This window comes from Mesorhizobium sp. CNPSo 4661 (assembly GCF_057784215.1).
Genome location: NZ_JBWGIO010000007.1, coordinates 65,453 through 91,210 on the forward strand (window position 1 = coordinate 65,453; position 25,758 = coordinate 91,210).

At 63.9% G+C, this 25,758-nt stretch carries 24 protein-coding genes and 1 tRNA gene; 11 read left to right on the plus strand and 14 right to left on the minus strand.

Annotated features, from left to right (window positions below; genetic code table 11):
• The 3 genes from AC0YKC_RS11955 to AC0YKC_RS11965 all read right to left on the minus strand — a co-directional run bounded on the left by AC0YKC_RS11955 (position 1) and on the right by AC0YKC_RS11965 (position 2,459).
• Positions 1-732 (minus strand): NUDIX hydrolase, encoded by a 732-nt coding sequence (locus tag AC0YKC_RS11955; protein WP_488511180.1) that lies wholly within the window; start codon positions 730-732, stop codon positions 1-3.
• Between the two features lie 167 nt (positions 733-899).
• Complete coding sequence (locus tag AC0YKC_RS11960; protein WP_488511181.1) at positions 900-1,430, minus strand: dihydrofolate reductase family protein; 531 nt, start codon at positions 1,428-1,430, stop codon at positions 900-902.
• Between the two features lie 138 nt (positions 1,431-1,568).
• Positions 1,569-2,459, minus strand: coding sequence for a LysR family transcriptional regulator (locus tag AC0YKC_RS11965; protein ID WP_488511182.1), 891 nt, complete (start codon positions 2,457-2,459; stop codon positions 1,569-1,571).
• 104 nt (positions 2,460-2,563) lie between these two features.
• Here AC0YKC_RS11965 and AC0YKC_RS11970 point away from each other — a divergent pair, with 104 nt between their 5' ends.
• Together AC0YKC_RS11970 and AC0YKC_RS11975 are read left to right on the plus strand one after the other, a co-directional pair.
• Positions 2,564-3,433, plus strand: coding sequence for an SDR family oxidoreductase (locus AC0YKC_RS11970; RefSeq protein WP_434724742.1), 870 nt, complete (start codon positions 2,564-2,566; stop codon positions 3,431-3,433).
• 355 nt (positions 3,434-3,788) lie between these two features.
• A complete protein-coding gene (locus tag AC0YKC_RS11975) occupies positions 3,789-4,550 on the plus strand; it encodes an alpha/beta fold hydrolase (protein ID WP_488511184.1) in 762 nt (253 codons plus the stop codon).
• Positions 4,551-4,823: 273 nt separating this feature from the next.
• Here AC0YKC_RS11975 and AC0YKC_RS11980 read toward each other — a convergent pair.
• Together AC0YKC_RS11980 and AC0YKC_RS11985 are read right to left on the minus strand one after the other, a co-directional pair.
• A tRNA-Arg gene (locus AC0YKC_RS11980) sits at positions 4,824-4,900 on the minus strand.
• A gap of 189 nt (positions 4,901-5,089) precedes the next feature.
• On the minus strand, positions 5,090-6,580 hold the full coding sequence (locus AC0YKC_RS11985) for a HAMP domain-containing sensor histidine kinase (protein ID WP_320293937.1): 1,491 nt from the start codon (positions 6,578-6,580) through the stop codon (positions 5,090-5,092).
• Between the two features lie 254 nt (positions 6,581-6,834).
• Here AC0YKC_RS11985 and rpmH point away from each other — a divergent pair, with 254 nt between their 5' ends.
• Genes rpmH through yidC form a run of 3 tightly spaced genes read left to right on the plus strand, consistent with a single transcriptional unit; the run spans position 6,835 to position 9,186 of the window.
• Positions 6,835-6,969 carry a 50S ribosomal protein L34 gene (gene rpmH, locus AC0YKC_RS11990; protein ID WP_008833937.1) on the plus strand — a complete coding sequence of 45 codons (135 nt, stop codon included), beginning with the start codon at positions 6,835-6,837 and terminating at the stop codon, positions 6,967-6,969.
• A 16-nt stretch (positions 6,970-6,985) separates the two neighbouring features.
• Positions 6,986-7,339 carry a ribonuclease P protein component gene (rnpA, locus tag AC0YKC_RS11995; protein ID WP_140708569.1) on the plus strand — a complete coding sequence of 118 codons (354 nt, stop codon included), beginning with the start codon at positions 6,986-6,988 and terminating at the stop codon, positions 7,337-7,339.
• A gap of 14 nt (positions 7,340-7,353) precedes the next feature.
• A complete protein-coding gene (yidC, locus tag AC0YKC_RS12000; RefSeq protein ID WP_434724736.1) occupies positions 7,354-9,186 on the plus strand; it encodes a membrane protein insertase YidC in 1,833 nt (610 codons plus the stop codon).
• A 677-nt stretch (positions 9,187-9,863) separates the two neighbouring features.
• Here yidC and AC0YKC_RS12005 read toward each other — a convergent pair.
• The 3 genes from AC0YKC_RS12005 to AC0YKC_RS12015 are packed head-to-tail and all read right to left on the minus strand — an operon-like array spanning position 9,864 to position 12,818.
• A complete protein-coding gene (locus AC0YKC_RS12005; RefSeq protein WP_488511185.1) occupies positions 9,864-11,408 on the minus strand; it encodes a DHA2 family efflux MFS transporter permease subunit in 1,545 nt (514 codons plus the stop codon).
• Complete coding sequence (locus AC0YKC_RS12010) at positions 11,405-12,694, minus strand: HlyD family secretion protein (RefSeq protein WP_488511186.1); 1,290 nt, start codon at positions 12,692-12,694, stop codon at positions 11,405-11,407. Before AC0YKC_RS12010 ends, AC0YKC_RS12005 begins: the two co-directional genes overlap by 4 nt.
• Positions 12,687-12,818, minus strand: coding sequence for a hypothetical protein (locus tag AC0YKC_RS12015; RefSeq protein WP_320327827.1), 132 nt, complete (start codon positions 12,816-12,818; stop codon positions 12,687-12,689). Before AC0YKC_RS12015 ends, AC0YKC_RS12010 begins: the two co-directional genes overlap by 8 nt.
• Before the next feature lie 167 nt (positions 12,819-12,985).
• Between AC0YKC_RS12015 and AC0YKC_RS12020 the strand changes: the two genes are divergently transcribed.
• The 3 genes from AC0YKC_RS12020 (at position 12,986) to yihA (ending at position 14,702) form a co-directional block, all read left to right on the plus strand.
• Complete coding sequence (locus AC0YKC_RS12020) at positions 12,986-13,300, plus strand: hypothetical protein (protein ID WP_320293931.1); 315 nt, start codon at positions 12,986-12,988, stop codon at positions 13,298-13,300.
• Positions 13,301-13,395: 95 nt separating this feature from the next.
• Positions 13,396-14,034, plus strand: coding sequence for a CatB-related O-acetyltransferase (locus tag AC0YKC_RS12025; RefSeq protein WP_488511187.1), 639 nt, complete (start codon positions 13,396-13,398; stop codon positions 14,032-14,034).
• Complete coding sequence (gene yihA / locus AC0YKC_RS12030; protein WP_430699223.1) at positions 14,031-14,702, plus strand: ribosome biogenesis GTP-binding protein YihA/YsxC; 672 nt, start codon at positions 14,031-14,033, stop codon at positions 14,700-14,702. The genes AC0YKC_RS12025 and yihA overlap by 4 nt, the downstream gene beginning before the upstream one ends.
• A 366-nt stretch (positions 14,703-15,068) precedes the next feature.
• Here yihA and AC0YKC_RS12035 read toward each other — a convergent pair whose 3' ends face one another.
• On the minus strand, positions 15,069-17,537 hold the full coding sequence (locus AC0YKC_RS12035) for a DNA translocase FtsK (RefSeq protein ID WP_488511188.1): 2,469 nt from the start codon (positions 17,535-17,537) through the stop codon (positions 15,069-15,071).
• 198 nt (positions 17,538-17,735) lie between these two features.
• Positions 17,736-18,434: a TetR/AcrR family transcriptional regulator gene (locus AC0YKC_RS12040; RefSeq protein ID WP_488511189.1), complete on the minus strand. Its 699-nt coding sequence runs from the start codon at positions 18,432-18,434 to the stop codon at positions 17,736-17,738.
• 133 nt (positions 18,435-18,567) lie between these two features.
• Here AC0YKC_RS12040 and AC0YKC_RS12045 point away from each other — a divergent pair, with 133 nt between their 5' ends.
• Positions 18,568-19,761: an HlyD family secretion protein gene (locus AC0YKC_RS12045; RefSeq protein ID WP_488511190.1), complete on the plus strand. Its 1,194-nt coding sequence runs from the start codon at positions 18,568-18,570 to the stop codon at positions 19,759-19,761.
• A 231-nt stretch (positions 19,762-19,992) separates the two neighbouring features.
• A complete protein-coding gene (locus AC0YKC_RS12050; protein WP_434724727.1) occupies positions 19,993-21,609 on the plus strand; it encodes a DHA2 family efflux MFS transporter permease subunit in 1,617 nt (538 codons plus the stop codon).
• A gap of 92 nt (positions 21,610-21,701) precedes the next feature.
• Here AC0YKC_RS12050 and msrB read toward each other — a convergent pair whose 3' ends face one another.
• The 4 genes from msrB to AC0YKC_RS12070 all read right to left on the minus strand — a co-directional run bounded on the left by msrB (position 21,702) and on the right by AC0YKC_RS12070 (position 24,427).
• Entirely contained in the window at positions 21,702-22,205 is a 504-nt protein-coding gene (msrB, locus tag AC0YKC_RS12055) for a peptide-methionine (R)-S-oxide reductase MsrB (RefSeq protein ID WP_320293925.1), read from the minus strand.
• 201 nt (positions 22,206-22,406) lie between these two features.
• Entirely contained in the window at positions 22,407-22,964 is a 558-nt protein-coding gene (locus AC0YKC_RS12060) for a fasciclin domain-containing protein (RefSeq protein ID WP_127234038.1), read from the minus strand.
• 204 nt (positions 22,965-23,168) lie between these two features.
• Complete coding sequence (locus tag AC0YKC_RS12065) at positions 23,169-23,891, minus strand: anti-sigma factor (protein ID WP_488511191.1); 723 nt, start codon at positions 23,889-23,891, stop codon at positions 23,169-23,171.
• Positions 23,888-24,427 (minus strand): sigma-70 family RNA polymerase sigma factor, encoded by a 540-nt coding sequence (locus AC0YKC_RS12070; protein WP_320293922.1) that lies wholly within the window; start codon positions 24,425-24,427, stop codon positions 23,888-23,890. Before AC0YKC_RS12070 ends, AC0YKC_RS12065 begins: the two co-directional genes overlap by 4 nt.
• Before the next feature lie 410 nt (positions 24,428-24,837).
• On the opposite strand from AC0YKC_RS12070, the gene argB reads away from it, so the two are divergent.
• Positions 24,838-25,731, plus strand: coding sequence for an acetylglutamate kinase (gene argB, locus AC0YKC_RS12075; protein WP_488511192.1), 894 nt, complete (start codon positions 24,838-24,840; stop codon positions 25,729-25,731).
• The last annotated feature ends 27 nt before the right edge of the window (positions 25,732-25,758 follow it).

Below are 25,758 nucleotides of genomic sequence, written 5' to 3' on the forward strand. Positions count from 1 at the left end.
TCAATCGGCCGTGGAAGGCTGGAAACGATAAAGCTCAGCCGGGCGGAAGGCGGCGCCCGATTCATAGGCGCCTGTCGGCGCCAGCCAGCCTCTGTCGAGCTGGCGCCGGCGGAAGGCCGGCTTGTTGAGCGACGTGCCAAGAATGGCCTCGTGCACATCCTGCAGCTGCCGCAATGTGAAGAGCTCGGGCAGCAGCGCGAAGGCGACGTCCGAATAATCGAGCTTGCCGCGCAGCCTGAGCATCGCCGTCGCCAGGATGCCGGCATGGTCGAAGGCGAGCGTCAGCCTGTCGTTGTCCGGCGAGAGCGCATCGACAGGACCGCCGACCTCGCCGGTCCAGGGCACCTGGATCACCGCCGGCAGCAAGGCGGGCATCGCGCTCAGCGCGGCTTCGAAGGCCTGCTCGGTGAGCAGCGCAAGATAGGCGACGCTGATGATGCGCATGCGTGGATCGCGGTCCACCGCGCCGAAGGTGTAAAGCTGTTCGAGATGCGCATGCGCCATGGAGGCCTTTTCGCGCAGAACCCGCGCGGCCGCGGCATCGAGCGATTCATCGATGCCGATAAAGCCGCCCGGCAGCGCCCAGCGGCCAGCATGCGGGTGCTGGTCGCGCTTGAGGAGCAGCACAGTCGGCCGACCATCGCGAATTCCCAGCAGAACGAGGTCGACCGCCACCGACGGGCGCTGGAATGCGGCGGGGTCGTAGTCCTTGAGGAAATCGGTCTCGTTCATTGATACGCGCCTTACTAATATGCATACTACATATATCTATATTGAATATATGTCAACGAGAGAATCATCGACGCCATGCCATTGGGTTTCGCTGCGAGATGGCCCTTCCCGCCGCTTGGGGTCCAAGCCCCCTGTTCCTCTGCGATTTCGACCCAAGGGCCGCAAGATCAGGCGGGGACGTAAGTCAACCTGATCACATCCTCGTCGATCCGATCATGCGCCACGAGGCGGAGCGGCGGCCGGGGTCCTGCGAAATATGGCTTGCCGTGACCTAGCACCACGGGATGCAGGTAGATCCGATACTCATCGATCAAGCCCAGTTCGGTGAGGCTTCGCGCCAGATCCGGGCCGGCGACTGCGATCTCGCCGTCGCGCTCGGCCTTCAACTTGCGGATCGCGTCCGCGAGATCGCCCTCGACAAGCGTGGCGTTGGGACCGACCGACTGCAACGAACGCGAAACGACCCATTTCGGTTGGTTCCGCCACGCCGTCGCGTAGGCTAGCCGCTCCGCATCCCATTCAGGATGCTCGTCGTCCCAGTAGCGCATGATCTCATACATGCGGCGACCGTAAATGCTGCCGGCCTGCCCCCGCGTCTCCTCGATGAAGTGGCGGAAGAGCGTGGGGCTCGGCCCAAACTTCGTATGGTCGACATAGCCGTCCAGCGACTGATTCATTCCGAACACGAGCTTCGCCATCGCCTGTTCCTCAAATGGCATGTGCGCGATCTGATTGCGTTATGCAATCGGTTCAGGTTAGGTCGACCGATTTTGTTTTGCAATTGGTTTTTGGAATCATGAACGCCGTCGGCGGTGCTTCGATCGCGGTTTTCCTGCTCATTCGCCGATATAGGCCGCCAGCTCATCCGGCGTCCCCTTGGGAAAGGCCTGTTTTAGATAATCGAGGAATGCCGATACGCGAGCGCTCAGCAGGCGCCTGGAGGGGTAAAGCGTCCATAGGGCAATGTCGGGTCCGTCGATATCTCCCCAGTGGACCAGGGTGCCATCGGCCAGATCGTTGCTCACCAGCGATATGGGGAGACGGCCGGCGCCAACGCCCGCCCGGACCGCATCACGGACCATGAGGAGCGATGACAGGGCAAGAACCGGCTTGATCACAATTGTCGACAGGCCAGTAGGCGTCTTCACGTCCCATGCCAGCCGATCGCCTTCCGAGCGCACAATAGCGGGCACAGCGAGATCCGCGGTCGGCCGGACAAAGTCGGGACTTGCCACGGCCACCAGCCGGTCACGGAGAAAGATTCGCCCGACCAGGCCGTCATCCGGATCCGGATTGACCCGGATCACCAGATCAAATCCCTCCTCGATCATATCGACGGCCCGGTCTTCCGTCGTGACCTCGAGCCTTACCTCCGGATACTTCAAGGCGAACCCGGCGGCCAGCTTCCCCATCGCGGTCTGGGAGAAAAGCAGGGGCGCGCTGATCCGCAACCTGCCTCGCGGCTTTTCTCCGCCCGAGGCGATCGCCGCCGCCGTCTCTTCGAGCTCGGTAAGCAATGCCCCCGTTCGTTCATGGAGCGCACGCCCCTCCTCGGTGAGTCTCAGCGCACGCGCGCCGCGCTCCAGCAGACGCAGGTTGAGCGCGGCTTCAAGTTCCGTGACCCGGCGGGACAGGGTCGCCTTTGGGCGCCCAGTTGCGCGAGCGGCCCGCCCGAACCCTCCGTGTCGGGCGACGAGATTGAAATCGGCGAGAGCAAGCAGATCCATATGTTCCACCAGTGAGACGACCTGTCCAAATATACCGCCTACTGCGGTGAATGTGGAACGATAAATTACAGGGTGTCTTTCGACCCCAACCAGGAGTGACTCTCATGACTATCCTTGTTACCGGCGCCACCGGGCGTGTCGGCCGCCATGTCGTCGATCAACTCGTCAAGCGCGGCGCCAATGTGCGCGTGCTCACCCGCGATGCCTCGAAGGCCGATTTCCCGGCTGGTGTGGAGGTCGCGCAAGGCGACCTGCTCGACATCGACTCGCTGCGCAGCGCATTCACCGGCGTCAGCACGCTGTTCCTGCTCAATGCGGTCGCGAGCGACGAATTCACGCAAGCGATCATCACGCTGAACGTCGCGCGTGAAACCGGCGTCGAACGGGTCGTCTATCTGTCGGTGATCCATGCCGATCGCTTCGTCAACGTGCCGCACTTCGCGGTGAAGTCAGGCGCCGAGCGAATGATCCAGCAGATGGGCTTCAGCGCCACGATCCTGCGTCCGTCCTACTTCATCGACAATGAGCACATGATCAAGGACGTCATCTTCAACTACGGCGTCTATCCGATGCCGATCGGCAGCAAGGGTGTTGCCATGGTCGACGCCCGCGACATCGCCGAGGTCGCGGCGATCGAGCTGATCCGTCGCGAGCAGGCGCCAGGCAAGCTGCCGATAGAAACCATCAACCTGGTCGGTCCCGACACGCTCACGGGTGCGGACGTGGCCGCGATCTGGTCGGATGTGCTGGGCCGCCCGGTCAACTACGGCGGCGATGACCCCACCGGATTCGAGCAGAACCTGGCGACCTTCATGCCGAAGTGGATGGCCTACGAGATGCGCCTGATGGCCGAACGCTATGTCAGCGACGGCATGATCCCGGAGGTTGGCGACGTCGAGCGTCTGACCAAGGTCCTGGGCCGCCCGCTACACTCCTATCGCAACTTCGCGACCGAGATCGCGACCTCGGCCTAACGGCCGGGGCTGTCCTGTTGAACCGGAAGGCGAAACCTGGCTGGCCCGCGCGAAGCTTGGACCAGCCAGCAACTCGAGGCCCGCGTCGCCCGTCAACTTCCCGGCCTCTGCCCCGTGCGGCTTCCGGTTGCCGCGAAGGCTTGGCGTGCCCGTAGCGTAGGAATGACACCTCACGGGACGAAAGCGACAATTATGTCCACTCCACAACCCTATGAAATTACCGCCCTAAGGGGCGTGATGGCTGGCCTTGTCGGCGAGCCGCAAGGCGCGCAAAATGAGAGAGCCAGAAGTCAGATCCGTGCGCCCAGGCAAACCCAGGCAATGACTTCGGCGCGGGCGCGGTGCGAGAAGAACGATGTCTCACAAGGCGATCCTCCTTCCTGGCGGAGTCTTGCCGGCCCAGCCGGCCTATGCGGCACTCCTTTCGGCGCTCGGCAATGACGTCGACGCCCATGCCAAGGACTTGGAGGTCTATGCTGAAGCGGCACCGCCGAGCGACTATTCGCTTGACGTCGAGGTCGACGGAATAGCGCGCTATGCCGACCGGCTCGGCTTCGAAAAATTCCATCTCGTGGGCTATTCGGGCGGCGGCGCCGCGAGCCTGGCATTCGTGTGCGCCCATCCCGAGCGCGTATCGAGCCTCACTCTCATGGAGCCCGCTTGGGCTGGTAACGAAGGCCTGAGCGCCGAGGAGCTTGCGGTACGGCAGATCTTTCGCCAACTCGAAGGGCTACCGCCGCCCGAGTTCATGGCTGGATTTGTGCGGGCCCACTTGAGGGAAGGCGTCTCGCCGCCTCCATCCCCCGAGGGACCGACGCCACCCTGGATGGCGAAGCGACCAGACGGGCTGAACGCTTTGGCGAAAGCGTTCAGCCGCGCGAAACTCGATCTTCGCCGCCTCAGGGCTTTCCAGCGTCCGGTACTGTATTTGCTGGGCGGACTGAGCAACCCTGACTACTTCGCCCGGATGGCCGACCGGCTTGCGACGGTCTTTCCCGACTTTTCGATCGAAACCTATCCCGACCGGCATCATTTCGATCCCCCGCACCGGGTTGAGCCGGAGCAGGTGGCCACCATGCTGCGCGGATTCTGGAAGCGCGCCGAGACCGCACCCTAAAAGCGCGTCGCGCTGAAACGGATTCAGGCGACACGCTTTAAGTCTTTGTTTTGATGCATGTCGTTGCCGCAAAACCGAGGTCACTTTTGCGCGACATGCATTAGCGCGATGCGCGCCCGGCGTATCGTCCGCCTGTCAGGGCTTCTGGAATGGGGCGTTGCCGCCGATCGGCTATCGTATCGTCGAATCACCCGGGCAACGCGGATATTGGACCAAGAAGACGCTTGAAGGCGCAAAACGGCAGGTTTTGGTGTGCCCAGTTCTGTACCGAAATGGCGCGCCCGAAGAGATTCGAACTCCTGACCCCCAGATTCGTAGTCTGGTGCTCTATCCAGCTGAGCTACGGGCGCGCAACAGGCCGTGTGTGACACAAGCCCCGCGATCCGGTCGAGACGGCCGGCCGCGATGTGGAGTGTTCCCTAACGACTGAATTTGCGAAAAGCAAGTCGATCCGGCAAAAGTTTTGTCGCAGGTGGTTTTGCCGGTGCTGATCGAGGCGCGCCGCTGCCGACAGGCGGCTCAGCCGAAGGGTGGTGGCCTCAGGCCGGACGGCGCAGGCCGTTGCGGGCCTGATCGAGCCGCACCGGCTGGTCGGGGATGGTGACGGCGAAGACGGTGCGGCCGCCGATCGATTCGACGAGCTCTACCGTGCCGCCATGGGCGCGGATCAGCTCGTGCGCGATCGCCAGGCCAAGCCCGGTGCCGCCACTGCGCGCCGAGCCGCGGAAAGCGGCGAAGAGATTCTCTCGCGCCTTGGGCGGCAGGCCGGGGCCGGTGTCGGTGACGATGATGCGGCTGACGCTGCCGTGGCGCTCGGCCGCGACCGCCAGCCGGCGCACCACAGCGCTTTCGGTATCGGCGGCCATCGCCTGCACGGAGTTGCGGCACAGATTGGTGAGCACCCGGAACAGCTGGTCGGAATCGGCGTCGACCTCGAAGGCGGTCTCGACGCCGTTTATGAACTCGATGCCGTCCTCGATGTCGAGCAGGCCGTGCACGTCGTCGACCAGCTGGCGCAGCCGCACACGGCGGCGCGACGGCGCCGGCTCCTGCGTGCGGCCATAGTGAAGCACACCTTCGGAATAGGCGACGGCGCGGTCGAGGGCGCGCAAGAGCTTCGGCGCGAAGGTCTGGACGGTCGGGTCCTTCACCTGGCGCAGGCGATCCGACATCAGTTGCGCGGACGCCAGGATGTTGCGCATGTCGTGGTTGATCTTCGAGACGGCCAGGCCGAGGTCAGCGAGATGCTTCTGTTCCGACAGCATCTTCTGCAGCCGGTCCTGCATCTGCGACAGCTCGCGCTCAGCCACCCCGATCTCGTCGGCGCGGTCGGCGGGCCGGATGACGCGGCCGGGATCGTCGGGCGCCTCGGAGAAGGCCAGGATCGAGCGCGTCATGGTGCGGATCGGCCCGATCATGATCAGGTCGATCGCCGCGTAAACCAGCATGGCGGTGAACAGCGAAATCAGCAGCGAGACGACGGCGACGTTGCGCGAATATCGAAGCATGGCGTCGCGCAGCCGGTAGTCCGGCATGATCAGCTCGAATTCCTTGTCGCTGTCGCCGACCGGGCCGAAGACGCGCAGCATGTGCTTGCCGCCGAAGAACAGCGTGTCGAGCGCGCCGGTCATGCCGTTGACCAGGCCGACATCGGCGATGTCGATATGCTCGTCGACCTGGGGCGGCATGTCGGAAACGACAAGCAGCCGCGACACCCCGCCGTCGCGCACGGCGATCGCCTTGGCGCCGATCGCCATCAGCACGTCGTTCTGGGCATTGTGCGACAGCGAGTTGGGCTCGCCCTGCAAGAGCACGATCGACACGGCGGCGGCGGTGCTCAGCCGCTCCTTCAGCCAGTTGACCCGGTAGCTGGCGATCCAGGGCAGGAAGATCAGGATTTCAGCCAGAAGCACGAAGGCGATGGTGAGGAAGAGAAGCTTGGTGGACAGGCCGCGCGACAGCGGCACCCGCCGCGTCGAATTCGCCGCCGGCCTTGCCTTCTCGTTCGTGGGCAGAGTTTCACTCGTCATTGACGCGCATTCACAAAGGCTTGATCGGCCAAGATTATGCGATTTGCGGCTTTTTTGCCAATTTCAACCTTGGACCAGCAAAAAAGCCCTCGCGAGCACCCCGGATTGACTTCCAAAAACCTTCTTTCTATAAGCCGCTCACGCTCGGGCCATTCGTCCCGGCGCGGTTTCGATCGCGCCTAAGCCGGCCCGGCAAAGCTCCTGTTACAGAGTGACAGAATCAAGAAGGGCCGCACCCCGCGGTATTAAAACAAATGAAGCGTACCTACCAACCGTCCAAGCTCGTCCGTAAGCGCCGGCATGGTTTCCGTGCCCGCATGGCCACCAAGGGTGGCCGTGGCGTCGTTGCCGCCCGCCGCAATCGCGGCCGCAAGCGGCTCAGCGCCTGAACGAAAGACGAGATCGTTGCCCGCAACCGGCAAGCCAAAGGGGAAAACTCCCGGGCGGCTTCTGAAACGCGCGGAATTCCTGGCTGTGCGCGGCGGCGAGAAACGCCGCGGACGGCTTTTTCTCGTTGAAGTTCTCGACCGCGGCGACGACCTCGCGCCGCGCGTCGGCTACACCGTCACGAAGAAGGTCGGCAACGCCGTGGTGCGCAACCGCGTCCGGCGGCGGCTGAGGGAAGCTGTGCGCGTTCATGCCGCCGATGACATGGCGCCCGGCAACGACTATGTCATCGTGGGGCGTGAAGACGTGCTTGCCATTCCGTTCGGCCAGTTGAAGGCCGAGCTTTCCCGCCGGCTGCGCGGAACACGATAGGCCAAGGGCTTTCGATGGAAAACAACCGCAATTTCTTCATCACCATCGCGCTGTCGGTGCTGATCCTGACGCTCTGGCAGGTGTTCTACATGAACCCGCGCATGGAGCAGCAACGCGAACAGGCCCGTATCGAGCAGCAGCGCGTCGAGGCGCAGAAGAAGGAAGCGGGCGGCGGCGCCAATTCCGGCGCGGCCGGAACGCCGGCGCCGACCGCCGGCAGCGTTCCCGGCGCGCCCGGTGGCGATACCGTGACGGCGGCCAGCCGCGACCAGGCGATCGCCGCGACCAAGCGCGTCAAGATCGACACGCCGAGCCTCGAAGGCTCGATCAACCTGACCGGCGCGCGCCTCGACGACCTGAAGCTCAAGCACTACACCGAGACGGTCGACAAGAACTCGCCCGAGATCGAGCTGCTCAACCCCTCGTCGCTGCCCAATGGCTATTTCGCCGAGATCGGCTTCGTCGGCAACGACACCACCGGCACTGTTCCCGGCGCGGATACGGTGTGGAGCGTCGACGGCAATTCGACGCTGACGCCGTCGAGCCCGGTGACGCTGACCTTCACCAACGACAAGGGCCTGACGTTCAAGCGCACCATCTCGATCGACAACGAGTACATGTTCACCGTTTCCGACACGGTGCAGAATTCGGGAACGGCCGCCGTCTCGCTTTACAATTACGGACGCGTCACGCGTTTCGACAAGCCGGCCGTCGCCAGCACCTATGTGCTGCATGAGGGCCTGATCGGCGTCACCGGCAGCGAAGGGCTGCAGGAATACAAATACGCCAAGATCGAGAAAGACAAGGAATACACGCCCAGCAAGTCGACCAATGGCTGGCTCGGCATCACCGACAAATACTGGGCCGTGACGCTCATCCCGTCGGAAAAGCAGCCTTTCCAGCCGAAATTCTCCTATTTCGAGTTCAAGGACGGACCGCACAGCCACAGCTACCAGTCCGACTACCTGTCCGACGCGATCAGCGTCGCGCCCGGCCAGTCGACGACGGTCGAGTCCGAAATCTTCGCCGGAGCGAAGGAAGTCTCGACCATCAACGCCTATGAAAAGGACCGGCAGATCCGCCAGTTCAGCCTGATGATCGACTGGGGCTGGTTCTATTTCATCACCAAGCCGATGTTCTGGCTCATCGACACGCTCTACAAATTCTTCGGCAATTTCGGCCTGGCGATCCTCGCCACCACCGTCATCGTCAAGGCGATCTTCTTCCCGTTGGCCAACAAATCCTACGCTTCGATGGCGAACATGAAGAAGGTGCAGCCGAAGATGGTCGAGATCCGCGAGAAATACGCGGACGACAAGATGAAGCAGCAGCAGGCGATGATGGAGCTCTACAAGACCGAGAAGATCAATCCGCTCGCCGGCTGCTGGCCGGTGGCGCTGCAGATCCCGGTCTTCTTCTCGCTCTACAAGGTGCTCTACATCACCATCGAGATGCGGCATGCGCCATTCTTCGGCTGGATCCACGACCTTGCGGCGCCCGATCCGACGTCGATTTTCAACCTGTTCGGCCTGCTGCCGTTCGCGGCGCCCGCCTTCCTGCCGCATATGGGCGCCTGGGCGGTGGTGATGGGCATCACCATGTTCCTGCAGATGCGCATGAACCCGGCGCCGCCGGACCCGACGCAGGCGGCGATCTTCACCTGGATGCCGGTGATCTTCACCTTCATGATGGGTTCTTTCCCGGCCGGCCTCGTCATCTACTGGGCCTGGAACAACACGCTGTCGATCCTGCAGCAGGGCGTGATCATGAAGCGCCAGGGCGCCAAGATCGAATTGTGGGACAATCTGGCGGCGCTATTCCGCAAGAAACCATCGCCGGCGGAATAGAAGGCTCCGCGAGCTCCAAACCAAAAACCCGGCCTCGGCCGGGTTTTTTGTTGGAGATGCCAACGAGACAGCGCCAACATTCGCGATTGGCCGTGGCCTACACCCCGGTCGTCATGCCAGGACGGAGCGACGCGCGCAGACCCTGGAATCCATGCCGTTACGCCAAGGCATTGCGACGGTTACAGAATTCTGCACCGTCACACTCTGCGGCAGAGGTCACGGAATGGATCCTCGGGTCAAGCCCGAGGATGACGACGTCACGGGGGATTTCGGCCAATCTCCAACGTCGGCGCCATTCGGGCAAGGTGATCGCGTGCGGCTTTCTGCGTTCAGATAGCCGGCATGCCTTGATCGGCGTCATCCTCGGGCTTGTCCCGAGGATCTACCGGCGTCCCTGAGCTGGTCACGTTATATCCGCGTGCGCGGCGGATCCTTGGAACAAGCCCGAGGATGACGCCGTTGCGTTGACCCGCCGATAAACCCATACGTGATTGCCCTCGATGCACTGGGGCGAGAATGCTTTTCAGGAAATTATTCGGAATTCCTGAAACTCCGCGCCGGCTCGCCTCGTATCATTCCGGTCCTCCCCAAAAAGGCCGGATGGCTTCCGGCGCAATGACGCCGGTGTTTGGGAGGCTGTCCAGCAGGCCGGGGTCCCGCGGCGGGACCCCGGTTCTTCATTCCATGACGGCGCTGTGATCGACCTTGGCCGGCGTGCCCGGCTTGCGCAGCAAAAGCACCAGCGGGATGGCGGCCAAGGACAGGATCATCATCAGCTTGAAGTCGTCGACATAGGAGATGATCGTCGCCTGCAGCGTGACCAGGCCGTCGAGCGCGGCGCGGCCGGCGGCGGTGTAGGGGCTCAGCGCCTGCGAGACCGCCGGATCGCTGAAGGCCGGGTTGTAGGGCGTCACATAGGCGGCGATGTTGGCGTGGTTGATCTGCTGGTTCTGCGTCAGAAGCGCGGAGACCACCGAGATGCCGACGCTGGAGCCGATGTTGCGCGACAGATTGTAGAGACCAGTGCCTTCCGAGCGCCGCTCCGGCGCCAGCGTGGCGAAGGTGATGGTGGTGAGCGGCACGAACAGGAAACCGAGGCCCGCGCCCTGGATGAAGCCGGTGCTGATGATCGTCCATTGCGAGACAGCCGGCGTCCAGCCGGTCATGTCGTACATCGCCCAGGCGGTGATCGCCAGGCCGATGAACAGCAGCCAGCGCGTGTCGACCTTGCCGACCAGCCGGCCGACGACGAACATGCAGGCCATGGTGCCGAGGCCGCGCGGCCCCATGACGATGCCGGCCGTCACCACCGGATAGCCCATCAGCGTCTGCAGGTAGGGCGTCATCAGCGCCAGCGAGGCGAGATAGGTGATGCCGATGATGAAGATGAACACCATGCCGACGGCGAAGTTGCGGTCGAGGAACAGCCGTGGATTCACGAAAGTATCGCGCGCGGTGAAGGTGTGGACGATGAAGATGTAGAAGGCCGACGCGCAGACCAGGGCCTCGACGATGATCTCGGCCGATGAGAACCAATTGAGCTGCTCGCCGCGGTCGAGGAACATCTGCAGCGAGGCGATGGCGATCGAGAGCATGCCGAAGCCCAGCCAGTCCAACCTGGCCTTCAAGTCGAGCTTGGTTTCCTGGACGAACATCGAGACGCCGGCGAAGGCCAGCGCGCCGATCGGCACGTTGATGTAGAAGACCCAGCGCCAGGAGACGTTCTCGGTCAGCCAGCCGCCGATGACCGGGCCAAGCACCGGACCGACCATGACCGAGACGCCGAACAGCGCCATGGCCGAGCCGCGCTCCTCGACGCTGTAGATATCGAGCAGGATCGACTGCGACAGCGGCACGAGCGCCGCGCCGAACAGGCCCTGCAGCAGGCGGAAGCCGACGATCTGCGGCAGCGACTGGGCGAAGCCGCACAGCACCGAGGCGACCACGAAGCCGGTGATCGCCACCAAAAGGATGCGCTTGCGGCCGAAGCGGTTGGCCAGATAGCCGGACGGCGGCGTCATCACCGCGGCGGCGACGATATAGGAGGTGAGCACCCAGTTGATCTGGTCGGCGCTCGCAGAGACGCTGCCTTGGATATAGGGCAGCGCCACATTGGCGATGGTGGTGTCCAGCGCCTGCATGATGACCGCCAGGATCACGCAAGCTGTGATGGCGCCGCGATTGGCGACCACGGGCGCGCCTGTCGCGGAAGCCGTTGTCATGACTTTGATCCGGATTGCTTGAAGAGGTCGGCGATGAAGTCCGGCAGGCCGCGGGCGTGGCCTGTGTCGATGCTGACGACGGCGCTCATGCCGCCGCGCAGCGGCGGCTTGCCTTGGGGATCGTCGATCGTCACCCGCATCGGGATGCGCTGCACGACCTTGACCCAGTTGCCGCTGGTGTTCTGCGCCGGCAGCAGCGAGAAGCTCGACGAGGAAGCGGGGCTGATCGAGCCGACGGTGCCGTGCCAGACCTCGCCTGGATAGCCGTCGATGCTGATCGTCGCCGTCTGGCCGGGACGCACATAGGTGAGCTCGGTTTCCTTGGGCTCGGCCGCAATCCAGATGTCGGTCGACGACACCAGGCTGAAGGCTGGCTGCGAGGCCGGCAGGTACTTGCCGACCTGCAGCGCGTCGACATTGGTGACGATGCCGTCGAACGGCGCCCTGACGATGGAATCGTTGAGGTTGCGCTGCGCGTCGTCCACCGCGGACTGGGCCTGGAGATAAAACGGATTCCGCTCGACCGGCTGGCTGGCGTCGCCGCCGAGCTGGGAGAGCATCGCCTGCGCCTGCGCCTTGGCGACGGTGACCTTCTGGCGGGCCGCTACGAGGTCGTGCTGGGCGCTGTCGAAGGTCGCCTTGGAGGCGGTCGAGGTCTTGAGCAGGTCCTGCTGACGCTGGAAGGCGGACTCGTAATAGGGAATGTCCGCTTGCGCCTGGTCGATCGATGCCAGCGACTGCCGGTAGCTCGCCTGCAGCGTCAGCACCTGGTTGCGCACCGTGCCGAGCTGCGCCTTGGCGCCGGCAAGCGCGGTTTCGAAGGAGGCAGGCCGCAGCCGGAAGAGCACGTCGCCCTTCTTCACCGCCTGGTTGTCCTGCACGTCGATCTCCTGCACGGTGCCGGAGACATCGGTCGAAACGCCGAGCGACTGCGCCTGGATATAGGCGTTGTCGGTGGTCATGATCTGGCCGCCGACGACGTAATAGTAGCCGCCGGCGACCAGCGCGACCGGCAGCAGCGCAAACAGGATCGGCCGCGTCAGGCTGCGGCGCGGCCTGGCGGGAGCGGGCGCAGCCACCGTGACGGCGGCCGGCTTCGGCTGGGCCGAGGGAGCCTCGGCTACCGGCTCCGGCGCTACGGGCGCTTCCAGCTCATCGTCTTCGACGACAGGCGGATTGGCGCGCCTCTGCTCGCGCTGGCTGTCCAGGCGGATGACCTGGTCGCTTGCTCTTTCGCCGGCATTTTCTCCGTCGGCGGACTTTCTGGGTGAGGTTCCTTCAGACATGGACTTTCTCCCGGTCGACGGCCGGCTGGGTGCAGGCCTCGAGCAGATTGGATTTGATCAGGCGTGTCCTGAAAAGGCGCGCGACATCGTGCAGCACGAAGCTGATATTGGGCGAACTGGACATAGGGAGGGCTTCGGAGTCGGCGGACAAACTTTCATGAGCATGCTTATTATCATCATGCACATAATCCGGCTGGACGCCGAGCGCAAGACCGACTAAGGCGCTTGGTAAAAATATCGCATAGGCCACAACCCGGCCGGACCGGCCTGGTTTGCAGCAAGGACAAGACGATGAACCGGCTCAAGATCATCATGCTGGCGCTGCTCATGGGATACGCTTTTCCGGCCGCCGCGAAGGACGCGGTGAGTTGCGGCGGGGCGGCGATGCTGGGCGGCGCGCAGCTCAACTGCAGCCACGTGCAACCCAAGGCGCCGCCGCAGTTCTGCACCTTCAGCTGGGCGCTGCACACGACGGCCGGCGACCAGAAAATCGTCGAGGGCAGCTTCTCGCTGCCGCCCGGGGCATCGAACGTCCAGGTCTATCAGGGCAGCGGCTTCGACAGCGCCCTTTCCAATCCGATCGTGATCTGCCGCGGCGGCCATTGAACGGTTGGTGCTATAGAAGGATCACGTTAGTTTGATCGGGCGCGGGCGTGCCGGCCGCGCCCAGAACATGCCTATGGAACCATGGAGGGACGGCGATGACCGGGCCCAATCCCAACATCAAGCATCCTGTCGCGATGCATCCGCGCGTCGGCTTCCTGAAGGGGCTGGTGACGTCGCCCAACATCGAGGTGGGCGATTTCACCTATTACGACGACCCCGACGGTCCCGATAAATTCGCCGAGAAATGCGTGCTGCATCACTACGACTTCATCGGCGACCGGCTGGTGATCGGCAAGTTCTGCGCCATCGCCGAAGGCGCGCGCTTCATCATGAACGGCGCCAACCACGCCATGTCCGGCTTCTCGACCTATCCGTTCAATATCTTCGGCCATGGCTGGGAGGAAGGCTTCGACCCGCAGACGTGGTCGAAGGAGATCCGCGGCGATACCATCATCGGAAATGACGTGTGGATCGGCATGGATGCGGTGATCATGCCGGGCGTGACGGTGGGCGACGGCGCCATCGTGGCGGCGAAATCGGTTGTCACGCACGACGTGCCGCCTTATGCGATCGTCGCCGGCAATGCGGCCAAGGTGGTGAAGATGCGCTTCGACGAATTCACGGTGCGGCGGCTGCTCAAGGCGGCCTGGTGGGACTGGCCGGTCGATAAGATCAGCCGCAACCTCAATGCCATTCGCGGCGCCGATATTTCCAGGCTGGAGGCAGCGGTTTGAACGCGTCGGACAAGACCCCGAACGAAACTGCGGTAAGCCCGGAGCTGTTCACCCGTGGCTGGATCTTCATCCGCGGCGTGCCGTCGATGAAGTTCCTGCCGCCGGAAGGACCGCCGGAGATCGCTTTTGCCGGCCGCTCCAATGTCGGCAAGTCGTCGCTGATCAATGCGCTGGTCGGGCACAAGGGCCTGGCGCGCACGTCGAACACGCCGGGCCGCACGCAGGAGCTCAACTATTTCGTGCCCGACGGCTTTTCCGGCGAGGGCGCCGACCTGCCGCCGATGGCGCTGGTCGACATGCCGGGCTACGGCTATGCCAGCGCGCCGAAGGACAAGGTCGATGAGTGGACGAAACTCATCTACGAGTATCTGCAGGGCCGCGTGACGCTCAAACGCGTCTATGTGCTGATCGACGCGCGCCACGGCATCAAGGCCAAGGATGAGGAAGTGCTGACGCTGCTCGACAAGGCGGCGGTGTCCTACCAGGTGGTGCTGACCAAGACCGACAAGATCAAGGCCGCCGGCGTGCCGAGGCTGATCGAGGAAACGCTGGCCAAGATCAAGAAGCGGCCAGCGGCGTTTCCGGTCGTACTGGCCACCTCATCGGAGAAAGCCGCAGGGCTGGACGAGTTGCGCGCGGCCATCGCCCTGGTGGCGAACGGCGGCTGAGGTCCGCCGAAACCGCGTCAGATAAGACAGGACTCTGTGCAGGATTTTGAAAGGCGCGCTGGCCCATCCGTGGGCAAGTTTGTCAAAGTCCGTTGGGGTAATTAGCGCAAACGCTGGCGATGAGCTGAAGGCTCCCCAACCTCGTCATTCTAGGGCGGAGCAAGGAGCGAAGCGACGCGGCGCAGACCCTAGAATCCATGCCGTTGCATCGACCGGAATGTGCAACGGTGCAGAATGCTGGACCGCCGCGGCGCTTCTAGGTCACGGCATGGATCCTCGGGTCTGCGCCGCGTCGCTTCGCTCCTTGCTCCGCCCGTGGATGACGATGTTGGGGGAGGCGTTTCGGCCAACTCCAAACTCCCCCGCTCAATCCGTCTCCTCGCGTTCGGGCTCACGATCGCGCCGGCCGGTGAGGATTTCGCGCTTGCCGACATGGTTGGGGGCGCCGACCAGTCCTTCCTTTTCCATGCGCTCGACCAACGAGGCGGCGCGGTTGTAGCCGACGCCGAGGCGCCGCTGGATGTAGGAGGTCGAGCATTTCTTGTCGCGCTTGACCACCTTGATGGCTTCCTCGTAGAGCGCGTCGCCGTCCTCCTCGGCGATCGAACTCTTGTCGAAGACGGGGCCGGCTTCAGCCGCTTCCTCAGCCTCTTCCTCGTCGGCGGTGACGGTGTCGAGATATTCGGGACGCCCCTGCGCCTTCAGGTGCGCCACGACCTGCTCGACCTCCAGGTCGGACACGAAGGGACCATGCACGCGCGAAATGCGCCCGCCGCCAGCCATGTGCAGCATGTCGCCCTGGCCGAGCAGCTGCTCGGCGCCCTGCTCGCCAAGGATCGTGCGGCTGTCGATCTTGGACGTCACCTGGAAGGAGATGCGGGTCGGGAAATTGGCCTTGATCGTGCCGGTGATGACGTCGACCGACGGGCGCTGCGTGGCCATGATCAGATGGATACCGGCGGCGCGAGCCATCTGCGCCAGGCGCTGGATGGCGCCCTCGATCTCCTTGCCGGCCACCATCATCAGGTCGGCCATCTCGTCGACGATGATGACGATGTAGGGCATGGGCGCGAGGTCGATCACGCGCTCCTCGAACAGCGGCTCGCCGGTGCCCTTCTCGAAGCCTGCCTGCACCTGCATGGTCACGACCTCGCCCTTGTCGCGGGCGCTTGCCGCGCGCTGGTTGTAGCCGTCGATGTTGCGCACGCCGAGGCGCGCCATCTTGCGGTAGCGATCCTCCATCTCGCGCACCGCCCATTTGAGCGCCGTGACGGCCTTCTTGGGATCGGTGACGACCGGCGTCAGGAGATGCGGGATGCCGTCATAGACGGAGAGCTCCAGCATCTTGGGGTCGACCATGATGAGGCGGCATTCCTCCGGCTTCATCCTATAGAGCAGCGACAGGATCATGGTGTTGATGGCGACCGACTTGCCGGAGCCGGTGGTGCCGGCCACCAGCAGATGCGGCATCTTGGCAAGCTCGGCGATGACCGGCTCGCCGCCGATCGTCTTGCCGAGGCCGAGCGCCAGCTTGCAGGAGGTGTTGCGGAAGCCGGCCGATCCGATCAGCTCGCGGAAATAGACGGTCTCGCGTGTCTCGTTGGGCAATTCGATGCCGATGACATTGCGGCCCGGCACCACGGCGACACGCGCCGAGATGGCCGACATCGAGCGGGCGATGTCGTCGGCGAGGCCAATGACGCGGCTGGATTTCACGCCCGGCGCCGGCTCGAACTCGTAGAGCGTGACGACCGGACCGGGGCGGACATGGATGATCTCGCCCTTGACGCCGAAATCCTCGAGCACGCTTTCGAGCAGGTCGGCGTTCTGCTCCATCCGCTCCTGCGACATGTAGAAGCCCTGGCCTTCCGGCGGCATCTGCAAAAGGTCCTCGGAGGGCAGCTCGTAGCCGACCATCGCCGATAGCGGCATGACCTCGACGGCCATCGGCAGCGAAGGCGCCTGCCTGGCTTTCCTTGCGCTGACCGGGACAGAAACCGGCATAGGCTCGACAGGCATCGGCTGGATGGGTGCCGGGACCGGCGTCGACGCGAAGCCGGCATCCGCGACGTTGGAGCGCCATTCGATGACCCGGTAAAACGACGTCGCCTCGCTCATGAAGGGGGCATGGGCCTGGCTTGCCTGGGCCTCAGGTCGATGCGCCGGCGTCGGCTTGACCTGCGGCTGCGCCGGAACGGCAGGCGCCTGACCGGCTTCGTTCAAACGCGCCCGCGCCAGGCGCTCGGCGAGGAAGGGCATGCCGAATTCGAAAAAAGCATGATCGGAAAGATAGGACCAGCGCAATCCGGTCGGGCGCGGCTTGGGCGAGGGAGCGGCCTGGGAAGGTGCCGCCGGAGGAGCCGGGACCGCGGCTGGGGCAACCGTGGAAGGTGCGCGGACCGCTTTGGCCTGTGCCGGCGCCGCGGCGCGGGCCGCAGACACAGTGGGAATCGCCCGGACTGTATTGGCAACCGCCGGGACCGGCGGCGCGGGCCGGACGGGCTCGGACGCCTTGCCCTGCTGGGCATCTTCCGCCTGCGGGGCGGCGCGCCTGGAGAGATCGGTGTCCGGCGTGCGGGTGAACCGCACATTGGGCGCGAGGAAGAAATAGTCCTGCCACGCCGGACGGTTGAATTCGCCGCCATCAGCCGATTCGGACGACCCAGCGCGAGCCGCGTCCGATCCGCCTGCCGGGACAGCGCGCAAGGCGACCACCTGCCCCGGTTGCGCCTGCGGCTGCGAGACCCCGCCACGGCGCCCGACATCCTCCGCGCGGTGATCGTCTTCGGCGGAAGCGCCGGAAAGATTGGCACGGGGAAAACGCATGGATGTCATTCTCGAGACTCGCCGATTGAACGTCTCCCGAGACATAGGAAGCGATGGTTAACAGGTCCTTCCGAAAGCGCATGCCGCAGCGATGCCGATCGATATTTTCAGAGGGGTCTGCGGACGATCTCGACGACGTCACAAAGGCGCGCCGAGGCCTTTCAGCCTTGCTTTCGCACGCTTTGGGATTCAAGTGCCCGGGGGCACTCAGGCCGATTGCGGCGCCTTTTCCTCGGCGAGGAATTTTTCCGTGGCGTAGGCCTTGAGGAAGACGTCGACGCCCGACCGCACTACATGCTCGATCTCGGTCTGGCTCGGCGCCTTGGTGCGGTAGGAAAAGATACACTGGCGGAACAGGCCGGCGAGGCAGAGCTCGGTGAACTGATAGGCGGCGAGATCAACGTCATCGATCTGCAAGAGGCCGCGCCCGACGGCTTCATCGAGGAAGACCATCATCCTGTCGTGGCCGCGCTTCGGACCACGCTCGTAGAAGCGCGCGCCAAGCTCGGGAATCCGGTCGGCGGCGCCGACTACGGTTCGCTGCGCCTGGATGACCTTGACCGAGGTGATCTTCACCGAAAGCGCTATGCCGAACTTCACCAGGGTCTTGCGCAAGTCGTCGAAGTGGTCGAGCACCTCATACAAGTTCTTGAAGATGGTGCCGCGCTCTTCCTCGATGAGGGCCTCGAACAGCTCTTCCTTGTTTTCGAAATAAACGTAGATCGTGCCCTTCGAGACCCCGGCCTCGCGGGTGATGTCATTCATCGAGGCGGCCTCGAAACCCTTGTCTATGAAGACGCGGCGGGCGCCCTCGATGATCTGGGCGCGCTTGACCGGGTCCTGTCCGGCGGCCGGACGGCCCTTGCGTAAGTCGAGCAGATCGCTATCGGCTGTCGTTTCGACCATGGAAGTCATTCCTTAGAAAATATTTCGAACCGCTCGGTTCGATTTCCTCTTGATATGGTCCTCTTTCCGCGCTATGTCAATCACCAATTCGAACCGAACGGTTCAGTCTGACTGACATTCCAGAGAGATCGCCATGTCCTCGAACGCGCCCGCCACCGCCGAAGTCCGCACGTTTCCCAACGCCAAGGTCCAACCCTCGACCGAAGCGCCGGAAATTCCCGTACAGCCCGCCACCCCGGTAGCGCCGCCGGCGGCCGAAGCGCCTGCCAAGAAGAAGCGTTCGGTGCGCTCTTTCCTTTTGCCGATCATTGGCCTTGCCCTGCTCGGCGCCGGCTCCTGGTATGGGTATAACTATTGGACCGACGGCCGCTTCATGATCTCCACCGACGACGCCTATGTCCAGGCCGATATGTCGTTCGTGTCGCCGAAAATATCCGGTTATATCGACAAGGTGCTGGTGAGCGAGAACCAGCAGGTCAAGGCCGGCGATCCGCTGTTCGCCATCGACAATGGCGACTACAGAATAGCCGTCGCCCAGGCCGAGGCGCAGATCGCCACATTGGCGAAGACGCTCGACCGCATCGACGCCCAGACAAAGGCGGCCCAGGCCTCGCTGTCGCAGGCCGAGGCGCAGAAGCTCGCGGACCAGGCCGCAGCCGACAATGCGGCGCGCGCCCAGGACCGCGCCGCGCAGCTGCTCAAGACCCATGTCGGCACGCAGGCCCAGCTCGACGACGCCCAGACCGCGCTCGACCAGGCCAAGGCGGCGCTTGTCGGCGCCGATGCCCAGATCGCCGCGGCGCAGGCCAATATCGGCGTTCTGGAAGCGCAGCGCGCGGAATCGGCCTCGACGCTCGCCTCGCTGCAACTCACCCGCGACAAGGCGCAGCGCGACCTGTCCTTCACCGTGCTGAAGGCGCCCTATGACGGCGTCGTCGGCAACCGTTCTGTCGAACAGGGCGACCTCGTCAGCCCCGGACAGAAGCTCGCCGTCGTCGTGCCGATGGACAAGCTCTACATCGTCGGCAACTTCAAGGAGACGCAGCTCGGCCGCATGGTGCCCGGTGAGAAGGTCCGCATCACCGTCGACGCGATCGACGGCCAGACCTTCGAGGGTACCGTGTCTTCGCTGGCGCCGGCTTCGGGCGCGGTGTTCTCGCTGCTGCCGCCGGAAAACGCCACCGGCAACTTCACCAAGGTGGTGCAGCGCGTGCCCGTGCGCATCGACGTGCCGGCCGACGTGCTGAAGACCGGCAAGCTGCGCGCCGGCTTGAGCGTCATCGTCGCGGTCGACAGCCGCACCGCGCCGGCCTCGACGACCAACTAATTGGGGGGCGGTTCGGTGGCCAATCGAGCGCCGAGCCGCCCAGCCTGCTTTATCCGTTTCGACGCAATTCGGGACCGCCAAGCGCGCTGTGCCAAGAATTGCCTAGAGCCGGATGATTTCAGGTCGAACCGACCTGAAATCTGAATCCGGCTCTAAATCAAAGAGATAGAGCATGATGTCGGCCGAAAACCGCTTCACACTTTTCGGCATCATGCTCTAGGAGCCCATGACATGGCAACCGCAACCATCACCGCAGGATCAGCGCCGGGACGCTCCGTCGCTGCCGCCGCGCCGGCCCTGCCCGCGGACCATATGCCGGTGCGCCGCGTCGTCGCCTTCCTGGCGATGGTGTTCGGCATGTTCATGGCGATCCTCGACATCCAGATCGTCTCGGCCTCGCTTTCGGAAATCCAGGCGGGGCTGAGCGCCAGCTCCGACGAGATCCCGTGGGTGCAGACCGCCTACCTGATCGCCGAGGTGGTGATGATCCCGCTGTCGGGCTTCCTCAGCCGCATGCTGTCGACGCGCGTGCTGTTCACTACCGCGGCGGCCGGCTTCACCGCGGCCAGCGCACTGGCCGCCACCGCCACCAATATCGACCAGATGATCGTCTACCGCGCCATCCAGGGTTTCATCGGCGGTGGCATGATCCCCAGCGTGTTCGCGGCCGCCTTCACCATCTTCCCGCCCTCCAGGCGCGCGGTCGTCTCGCCGATGATCGGCCTGGTGGCGACGCTGGCGCCGACGATCGGCCCGACGGTGGGCGGCTATATCAGCCACGCCATGTCCTGGCACTGGCTGTTCCTGATCAATGTCGTGCCCGGCATCCTGGTGGCGACGGCGGCCTGGGCGCTGATCGATTTCGACAAGCCCAACCTGAAGCTGTTCTCGAAGTTCGACTGGTGGGGCCTGATCGGCATGGCCGCTTTCCTCGGCTGCATGGAATATGTGCTGGAGGAAGGCCCGAACCATGACTGGCTGCAGGAGCCGGCGGTGTTCGCCTGCGCCGTCATCATGACCATCGGCGGCATCATCTTCTTCTGGCGCGTCTTCACCGCCGAGGAGCCGATCGTCGATTTGAGGGCGTTCAGCAACGTCAACTTCGCCTTCGGCTCGCTGTTCTCCTTCGTCGTCGGCATAGGGCTTTACGGGCTCACCTATCTCTATCCCGTGTTCCTGGGGCGTATCCGCGGCTACGATTCGATGATGATCGGCGAGGCGTTGTTCGTCAGCGGCATGGCGATGTTCTTCACCGCGCCCGTTGCCGGCATCCTGTCGAACAAGATCGATCTCAGGCTGATGATGATGATCGGCTTCCTCGGCTTCGCCACCGGCACCTGGTGGATGACGCATCTCACCGCCGACTGGGATTTCTATGAGCTGTTGATCCCGCAGATCCTGCGCGGCTGCTCGATGATGCTGTGCATGGTGCCGATCAACAACATCGCGCTGGGCACGCTGCCACCGGAACGGCTGAAGAACGCATCGGGCCTGTTCAACCTGACCCGCAATCTCGGCGGCGCCGTCGGCCTGGCGCTGATCAACACGGTGCTGATCGACCGCAACGCCTTCCACTACGCGCGGCTCGCCGAGCATGTGCAGTGGGGCAGTTCCGCCGCGCAGACCAAGCTGCAGAACATGACGCAGAATTTCGGGCAGACCGCCGGCCTCGACGCCACAAGCGCCGCGATCTCGAAACTGTCCGGCATGGTGCATCAGCAGGCGGCGCTTTTGTCCTTCATGGACGTGTTCATGATGCTGACGGTGCTGTTCGCCTCGCTCGGATTCTTCGTGCTGTTCATCAACAAGCCGGCCCAGCAGGGCGGCGGCGGCGGCGGAGGCCATTGAGGAGCCGGAACCCCCGCCTGGCTTCCTCAACGCGTGACCCCGGAAATCGGCGACGATTTCCGGGGTCATTTCTTTTAGAGAGATCGAAGTTTTCAGGCGGCGGCCGGCTTGAAGCTCAGCGCCACGCCGTTGATGCAGTGGCGCAGGCCGGTGGGCGGCGGGCCATCGTCGAAGACATGGCCGAGATGGCCGCCGCAGCGCCGGCAATGCACCTCGGTGCGCGTCATGCCGAGCGAAGTGTCCACGGTCTTGCCGATGGAATTGGCGATCTCCTGGTAGAAGCTCGGCCAGCCGGTGCCGGAATCGAATTTCGTCTCCGACGAATAGACCGGCAGGTCGCAGCCGGCGCAGGCGAAGATGCCCTTGCGGTGCTCGTTGAGCAGCGGGCTGGTGCCGGGATATTCCGTGCCTTGCTTGCGCAGCACGTCGAAGGCCTCGTCCGACAGTATGGCATGCCATTCGGCGTCGGTCTTGGTGACCTCGAAGGTCTCGGCGGCGAGAGCGGGTCCTGGTCCACCGGCGCGCAGCATCGCCCCGGATCCGACGATGAGAGCGGTGGCGGCAGCCCCGCTCCAGAGAAAATCGCGACGGTTCATGGCCGTTCCTCCTGATGCATTTTGCCAAGATAGAGCGCCACCCTGAAATCAAAAGCCGGTGACGCTCTGTCCGTTTCCTTGCTCGGATGCTGCTCCGCGCCGCGCTTGCGGCACGACGCGGAGCACACCCTTGCCGGCGGCGCGGATCTTGGATGTCGCGGCCGGCGCTCAGCCATGTCTTCGCCGGCCAGGTCCGCTTTGTTACATCTTCGGCAAGAGAACCTTGTCGATGACGTGGATGACGCCGTTCGACTGGCGGACATCGGCGATGGTGACGTGGGCGACATTGCCGTTCTCGTCGGTGACGGTAACCTTGCCCTTCTCCGCCTTGAGCGTCAGCTCGCAGCCGCCGACCGTCTTGACCTGGTGGGCGCCGCCATCGGCCTTGGCCATCTTGGCGACGTCGGCGGCCAGCGCCTTGGCGGCGATGACGTGGCAGGTGAGCACCTTGGTCAGCTTGTCCTTGTTCTCGGGCTTGAGCAGCGTGTCGACCGTGCCGGCGGGAAGTGCGGCAAAGGCCTCGTTGGTCGGCGCGAAGACGGTGAAGGGACCGGCGCCCTGCAGCGTGTCGACCAGCCCGGCGGCCTTGACCGCGGCGACCAGCGTGGTGTGGTCCTTCGAATTCACGGCGTTCTCGATGATGTTCTTCTTGGCATACATCGGCGCGCCGCCGACCATCGGATTGGCGGCATAGGCGACGGCGCCGAGCGCCGAAAGGCCGAGCGTAGAGGCAAGCAAAAGGGTGGCGAGTTTACGCATGATGTCAGTCTCCTCGGGTTGTTTCTTCCCGTCTTTGGGAACGCGAGGAGATACGTTGTCGAAAAAACTTAGTTTCACGAGCGTGGCGAGATTTTTTCTTCGTCCGATTATTTCGTTCGCATCACCTATGGCGACAGCGAACTTCCCCTTCCTGGCAAGGATAGGATATGGACTTTATCTAGTCTTTAGATTCAGAGGTCGGGATCAGATGCCCTTCAGGTCACCCGCGGCGACGACCGGACCGGTCGGTTGGCCGGTCGGCGAACCGCCCGAAGGCTCGAGGCTGACGGCGAGCACGGCGCCTTGCGCCAGCTTCTGCTGGACGGCCGGGGTGACGGCCATGCGCGCGGTCTGGCCGGCGGGGATGACGCCCATCGAGACCGGCGCGTTCTTGCCTTCGATCATCCACAGCTCGAAATCCTTGCCGGCGCCGCGATCGCCGGAAACCAGCGACAGGCCGACCTCGTGGCGTGCGGCGTCGTAGACGGCAAGGTATTTGACGTTGCTGTTGTCGGCGGCCAGAGAGGCGACCAGCCTGGTCTCGGGCTGCGGCGCCGGCGGATTGACATAAGGCAGGGCGACATAGACGGCCAAAGCGGCGATTGCCGCGGCAGCGAGGCCGCGCCAGAAAGCAAGGCTCGCCCAAACGCTGCCACTGGGCGCAGTGGATGTCGACGCGGACGAGGCAAACAGGCGGCGGTCGATCGCCACCTTGACGGAAGCCGGCGGCTCGACCGCGGCATAGGCCGAGGCCATCGGCGCGAAGTGGACCTCCCAGGCATCGACCAGGCGGGCGAACGCCGTTTCCGAGTCGATGCGACGGGAAGCGATCTGGCGTTCGTCGGCCGCCAGAACGCCGAGAAAGTATTCGGCGGCGAGCAGGTCGTCGCCTCCACGTTCCGGTCCGTTGTCTTCCGCCAGCGTCATCTTTCCAGGCATTCTCTAAGTTTGAGCAGGCTTCGCCGCAGCCAAGTCCGCATCGTGTTCAGCGGAACCTTGAAGCGTTCCGCCAGCTCGGCATAGCTTTCGCCGCTCAAATAGGCGCCCCGGACGGCCGCCGCCCGGTCTTTCTCCAGTTCGTCGAGGCAATGGTAGATGCGTTCGGTCTCGCCGCCCGCCACGGCCATGGCCTCGGGTCCCGGCGTCGGATCGGCGACGTCGAGGACCGTATCGATATTGGCAGAAGGACTGCGCCGCGCCCGAATGCGATCGATCGCATGGTTGCGCGCAACGGCCACCAGCCAGGAAATCGGGCTCAGATCGGAAACCGCGAAACGATCGGCCTTCGTCCATATCTTGACGAAGACCTCCTGCAGCGCTTCTTCCGCGTCTCCCCTGTCCCGCAATACACGAAGGCAGACGCCGAAAAGTTTCGCGCTGGTCTGCTTGTAGAGCAGATCGAACGCGGCCCGGTCCTTCATCGAAGTCCGGACGATCAGCTTGCTGATGTCCTGCGGCGCCATAGCGGCAAATTAGAAGATTGCGATTTATTTGCAACGGGTGCCGGAAGCGTTGTCCAGCAGCGGCTGCGGGCCGATCCGAGACGGTTCGGCGCTGGGTCGTTGCCAAGCAAATTCCGCGCCGCCAAAGCGTTTCACCGTTTCACGGAACCGGCGAACCACTCTATCTCGCGGTTCCTTCGCCGCGCAGATGGAGAAGCTGTCGGATGGCTGAAGCGGCGCGCGCCGCTCAAGGTGCCCCGCTTAGAACCTCCCACGCACGATTTCGTCATTGTGACCGGAAAGCCGTTTGCGGCCTGCGGCAATTCCCGCTAAGAGGCCGCCATTCAAGCTTTAACTCTGATTTCAAGCATGTCTTCATCCCGAAACCGGTACCCACTTTCGGGAGACATGCTCAACTGGGATCGATACCGATGACGGACGTCGCCGCCACCGCCGAAATGCAGGCCGCGCTGCTCTCGCGCGCGCTGCCCTATATGCAGCGTTACGAGAACAAGACGGTGGTGGTGAAATATGGCGGCCATGCCATGGGCGACACCGAGCTCGGCAAGGCCTTCGCCCGCGACATCGCGCTTCTTAAACAGTCCGGCGTCAACCCGATCGTCGTGCATGGCGGCGGGCCGCAGATCGGCGCGATGCTTTCCAAGATGGGTATCGAATCCAGGTTCGAGGGCGGCTTGCGCGTCACCGACCAGAAGACGGTCGAGATCGTCGAGATGGTGCTGGCCGGCTCGATCAACAAGGAGATCGTGGCGCTGATCAACGCCGAGGGCGAGTGGGCGATCGGGCTCTGCGGCAAGGACGGCAACATGGTGTTCGCCGAAAAGGCGCGCAAGACCATGATCGACCCCGACTCCAACATCGAGCGGGTGCTCGATCTCGGCTTCGTCGGCGAGCCGGTCGAGGTCGACCGCACGCTGCTCGATCTTCTCGCGCGCTCCGAAATGATCCCGGTGCTGGCGCCGGTGGCGCCGGGCCGCGACGGCCACACCTACAACATCAATGCCGACACGTTCGCCGGCGCCATCGCGGGCGCCTGCCGCGCCTCGCGCCTGCTCTTCCTCACCGACGTGCCCGGCGTGCTCGACAAGAACAAGAAGCTGATCGACGAGCTGACGGTCGCCGAAGCCAGGGCGCTGATCAAGGACGGCACGGTGTCCGGCGGCATGATCCCGAAGGTCGAGACCTGCATCGAGGCGATCGAGCGCGGCGTCGAGGGTGTCGTCATCCTCAACGGCAAGACGCCGCATTCGGTGCTGCTGGAACTCTTCACCGAGCACGGCGCCGGCACACTGATCGTTCCGTAACAGGGCAGGCAAGTTCACCGGAACGGT

Excerpts from the sequence above, each read along its gene's own strand:
- AC0YKC_RS12020 (WP_320293931.1), top strand. The coding sequence starts at position 12,986 with ATGAACCGGCTCAAGATCATCATGCTGGCGCTGCTCATGGGATACGCT.
- AC0YKC_RS12070 (WP_320293922.1), bottom strand. The coding sequence starts at position 24,427 with ATGGCGCCGCAGGACATCAGCAAGCTGATCGTCCGGACTTCGATGAAG.
- yidC (WP_434724736.1), top strand. The coding sequence starts at position 7,354 with ATGGAAAACAACCGCAATTTCTTCATCACCATCGCGCTGTCGGTGCTG.
- AC0YKC_RS11965 (WP_488511182.1), bottom strand. The coding sequence starts at position 2,459 with ATGGATCTGCTTGCTCTCGCCGATTTCAATCTCGTCGCCCGACACGGA.
- AC0YKC_RS11955 (WP_488511180.1), bottom strand. The coding sequence starts at position 732 with ATGAACGAGACCGATTTCCTCAAGGACTACGACCCCGCCGCATTCCAG.
- AC0YKC_RS12060 (WP_127234038.1), bottom strand. The coding sequence starts at position 22,964 with ATGCGTAAACTCGCCACCCTTTTGCTTGCCTCTACGCTCGGCCTTTCG.
- AC0YKC_RS12010 (WP_488511186.1), bottom strand. The coding sequence starts at position 12,694 with ATGTCTGAAGGAACCTCACCCAGAAAGTCCGCCGACGGAGAAAATGCC.
- AC0YKC_RS11985 (WP_320293937.1), bottom strand. The coding sequence starts at position 6,580 with ATGACGAGTGAAACTCTGCCCACGAACGAGAAGGCAAGGCCGGCGGCG.
- AC0YKC_RS12050 (WP_434724727.1), top strand. The coding sequence starts at position 19,993 with ATGGCAACCGCAACCATCACCGCAGGATCAGCGCCGGGACGCTCCGTC.
- AC0YKC_RS11975 (WP_488511184.1), top strand. The coding sequence starts at position 3,789 with ATGTCTCACAAGGCGATCCTCCTTCCTGGCGGAGTCTTGCCGGCCCAG.
- rpmH (WP_008833937.1), top strand. The coding sequence starts at position 6,835 with ATGAAGCGTACCTACCAACCGTCCAAGCTCGTCCGTAAGCGCCGGCAT.
- AC0YKC_RS12045 (WP_488511190.1), top strand. The coding sequence starts at position 18,568 with ATGTCCTCGAACGCGCCCGCCACCGCCGAAGTCCGCACGTTTCCCAAC.
- AC0YKC_RS12040 (WP_488511189.1), bottom strand. The coding sequence starts at position 18,434 with ATGGTCGAAACGACAGCCGATAGCGATCTGCTCGACTTACGCAAGGGC.
- AC0YKC_RS11970 (WP_434724742.1), top strand. The coding sequence starts at position 2,564 with ATGACTATCCTTGTTACCGGCGCCACCGGGCGTGTCGGCCGCCATGTC.
- AC0YKC_RS12015 (WP_320327827.1), bottom strand. The coding sequence starts at position 12,818 with ATGTCCAGTTCGCCCAATATCAGCTTCGTGCTGCACGATGTCGCGCGC.
- AC0YKC_RS12005 (WP_488511185.1), bottom strand. The coding sequence starts at position 11,408 with ATGACAACGGCTTCCGCGACAGGCGCGCCCGTGGTCGCCAATCGCGGC.
- AC0YKC_RS11960 (WP_488511181.1), bottom strand. The coding sequence starts at position 1,430 with ATGGCGAAGCTCGTGTTCGGAATGAATCAGTCGCTGGACGGCTATGTC.
- msrB (WP_320293925.1), bottom strand. The coding sequence starts at position 22,205 with ATGAACCGTCGCGATTTTCTCTGGAGCGGGGCTGCCGCCACCGCTCTC.
- AC0YKC_RS12065 (WP_488511191.1), bottom strand. The coding sequence starts at position 23,891 with ATGACGCTGGCGGAAGACAACGGACCGGAACGTGGAGGCGACGACCTG.
- AC0YKC_RS12025 (WP_488511187.1), top strand. The coding sequence starts at position 13,396 with ATGACCGGGCCCAATCCCAACATCAAGCATCCTGTCGCGATGCATCCG.
- argB (WP_488511192.1), top strand. The coding sequence starts at position 24,838 with ATGACGGACGTCGCCGCCACCGCCGAAATGCAGGCCGCGCTGCTCTCG.
- AC0YKC_RS12035 (WP_488511188.1), bottom strand. The coding sequence starts at position 17,537 with ATGACATCCATGCGTTTTCCCCGTGCCAATCTTTCCGGCGCTTCCGCC.